Genomic DNA, 3,176 nt, shown 5'->3' on the forward strand with positions numbered 1-3,176 from the left:
GAATAATAAAATTAAAAGGCTCTAAAGGTCTTCTGTAGTGTTTTTCATTGTTAAAAATAATTTTGGAAATACCTTTCAAATGTACATTCATATAAATATAAAAAATAAAATATAGAACTATTGTTATTACAATTAAAAGAAGCCCAATCATCCCAACGAATAACGATGGGTCAGCTTTGTACAGCTTAATAATAAACTCTATCATTCATCTTCCAATGTTTTCTCAATTAAATCATATGACTTGCCTGCAATCCATCCCGATATTTCACTAGCACCCTTTACTGCAGCTCCTGCAGATATTATTACGATGCCAACTACTATAAAACCAACCCCGCCAGAGGCTATACCAATAACGAGACCAGCGGTATAAATGCCGCCAACAATACCCACACCAACTTTGGTAGTTTCAACAACTGTTGTTCTTGCTTTATCCTCTGGCGCAGCTTCATAAACATTTACGCCTGAACTCACGACATCCGCACCGATAGACACATAACCAGCTATTTTAGCCTGACTAGCAAACTTACCAATTTTTCCCATTTGTATAGCATATTCTTTAAGTCCGCCTTTAAAGTTATTGTCTCTAACCAATGCCGATTGCTTCAACATACGGCGCATATTGGTGGTTTTGATCGACTGATCCCAACGTAAGAATTTTTTAGTTCCTTCTTGATCTAACGCTCCATACAAATCTCCATACTTCTGTTTGAATTGAGTGAAGTTTTTGGGATTTGCCAGTCCTGAGCCTTTAGCTTGTTCTTCAGCATACTTTAGAGCGAGTTCGCCATGTAATCTATAGACCCTATGCGCTTGTGCTTGAACAAGTGATAAAGAACCATCTACAGCCATCTTTTGAGTGAAAAAACTATCCTTCTTTTCTTCCTGATTGAATTTAATCGTTAAGGGATGGTCATTTTCTTCAAAGATATTTTTGTTAACAATCTTGGCATTTTCTTGCAGTAGTGCATCGTAGAAGAATTCATAGTTTTGTGCGAAGAATACCGCATCAAAATCTTTATCCTTTTTCATTTGCTCTAAATTTTGATGTGCCTGCTGTGCTTGCTTTTTATATTCGGGTAATTCCTTCGCCGTGGTTGAATTTGAGATAATCACCACCTGCCCAGGCTGCAATACGCCCATCGAAACCAAATTAGACAGATGCGGGTTGTTTGCCTTTAAAATTCCCCAATCTTTTTCAGTCAATGGTTTTTTAAATACACGTTGCGCCCAAGTCATCACTGGTTCAGACTTTTTAACCAAATACCAAGCAACCTCTCCATCGTTGATTCTTATTTCTTGAACATTTTCTTTGGCTTGCTTAGTTGTTCCAGATGTCGTTTTAAACTCAAAAAGGCTCCATTTATTAGGTTCAGGATATGCTTTTGCCCTGATGGTTTTGACTTCTTTGCCGCGATATATAAGTTTATATATCAATGCTCTATTAGGTTGATATATATGAAACCATTTGCCAAATCCTTTGTCATCAAAACTTCCCTCATCTTTAAAAATAGTCTTGCCTAGTTCTCTATTTACGACCAAAAATTGAAAGGTAAAGTCTTTATACGGTAAATGTGGATCTACTTTGAGCTGTAATCGAGTGTAATGTGTAGCCATTATTATTCTTCTCCACCCGCTTCTTGTGCGTCTTCAATTTCGCCATCCATTACATAAGTAATCAAATTCTGTGCTGTTCCTGTTGTCTTTAGCTTCATCAACCCCTCGGAGTTGGTCACTCCTTCTTGCATATTGCCCGCTTGATCTATAATCAAATAAGGCTTATTTGGAAGTGGGATATTATCTTTATTCTTTACTAAATATTGGAGAACATAGGGTTGATTTGCTACAGGTAGCGTAGGGAGCTTAGTTGAAACTTTCGCTCCACTCTTAAATAAATGCTGCCCAGCTTTCACCTCAAACTTGCCACCCATCGTTGGGAAAATCCCATCACTACTGATTTCAATTTGTGATCCACCTGCAGTAATAATAATTTTCTTTGGAGAAGTAATCTCAATACGCCCTTCAGTTGAGATCACCTGTATTTCTTTGCGTGCAATGAAGTCAGCAGCATCACCTTGTGCCTGTATCTCAAACTTACCTTTTGCTGCAACTTGTTTAATCCCAGCTTGTGCTGCAAATAGACTAATCTTTTGACTGGCTTGGGCAATCAGGTTCTTTTGCGTGGTCAGGTTAATGCTATCCCCTGCAAACTGGTTCAATTGTCCATCTGCAGAAAGGTGTATGTCTTCTGCGGTACTGAGTCCTATACCATTGGGTGAACTCAGCAATAGCATCGCTTGTTCGAAACGAGAGATTTTATCTTGAATCTGCTCTGCAAATGCCTGTAACTGCTCAACCGATTCTAACTCATCAGTCTGTTGATTCTTTGCCACTTCACTGAGGGCTTTGGCATTGTTTTGGTTGCCTTCCAGTTGTTGTTTGGCTGTTTGCGCTTCGAGGTGTTCGCCTTGTGCTTGTTGTTGCGCATGGGTGGTGATCAGTAAGCCTTCGCCTGCTCGAATCGCCCCCCATTGGTCTGTGCGTAGTTCAAAGCCTTCGCCTCGGTCTTCGCTTTCTGCTTCTGATTTGGGATGGCTGAGTTTGCCGAGATTGAGTTGGCTGGCTGCATGGCTGCTTTGTAGTTGTGCGCTGATCTGTCCAGTGGTGTCGTCAAAGCGCAGTTGGTTGTAACCTGAACCTTGGTATTCTTTAGATTTGATCCCTGCCAGTTTTTTGGTATCTGGCAGTTGTCCTTGGTCATCAAATTTAGTCGGACTGCGTTGTGCTTCGTGCAGTCGTCCTGTGACATAAGGGCGATCGATGTTGCCGTCAAAGAAGTCGATCACCACGATTTCACCAATGCGTGGCAGGAAGCGTGCGCCATAGCCTTCGCCTGCCCATGGAGTAAGTACATCAACCCATGCTGAATCTGTATCGTTGTCGTTACTGCCTGCGCCACCATCGTGTTGGTGGTCGTCATTTCGAGTGAACAGAAAGCGGACTTTGATTCTGCCCCATTCATCGACATAGATTTCTTCACCTGATGGTCCAACCACTTTAGCACGTTGTGGATGGGCTGCTGGGCGGTGTTGTAGGGGTTGGTATTCGGGTACGGTTTTGATGCTGCGACGTTGTAGCGTCAGTTGGTTGGCTTGGCGTTCTTCACTATTGTTTGAATA

2 protein-coding genes and 1 pseudogene are annotated in these 3,176 nt (G+C 41.5%); all 3 read right to left on the reverse strand.

Features of this window, described 5'->3' with window-relative positions; translation table 11 throughout:
• Nucleotides 1-205 (reverse strand): annotated as a pseudogene (locus EXE30_RS15990) (hypothetical protein); the annotation flags it as partial.
• On the reverse strand, nt 202-1,614 hold the full coding sequence (locus tag EXE30_RS15655; RefSeq protein WP_130163201.1) for a hypothetical protein: 1,413 nt from the start codon (nt 1,612-1,614) through the stop codon (nt 202-204). The gene EXE30_RS15655 and the pseudogene EXE30_RS15990, both read right to left, overlap by 4 nt.
• A gap of 2 nt (nt 1,615-1,616) precedes the next feature.
• Nucleotides 1,617-3,176: DUF2345 domain-containing protein (locus EXE30_RS15660; RefSeq protein WP_130163202.1), on the reverse strand; the 1,560-nt coding region annotated here is incomplete at its 5' end.

The organism is Acinetobacter halotolerans (assembly GCF_004208515.1).
GTDB classification, from domain to species: domain Bacteria; phylum Pseudomonadota; class Gammaproteobacteria; order Pseudomonadales; family Moraxellaceae; genus Acinetobacter; species Acinetobacter halotolerans.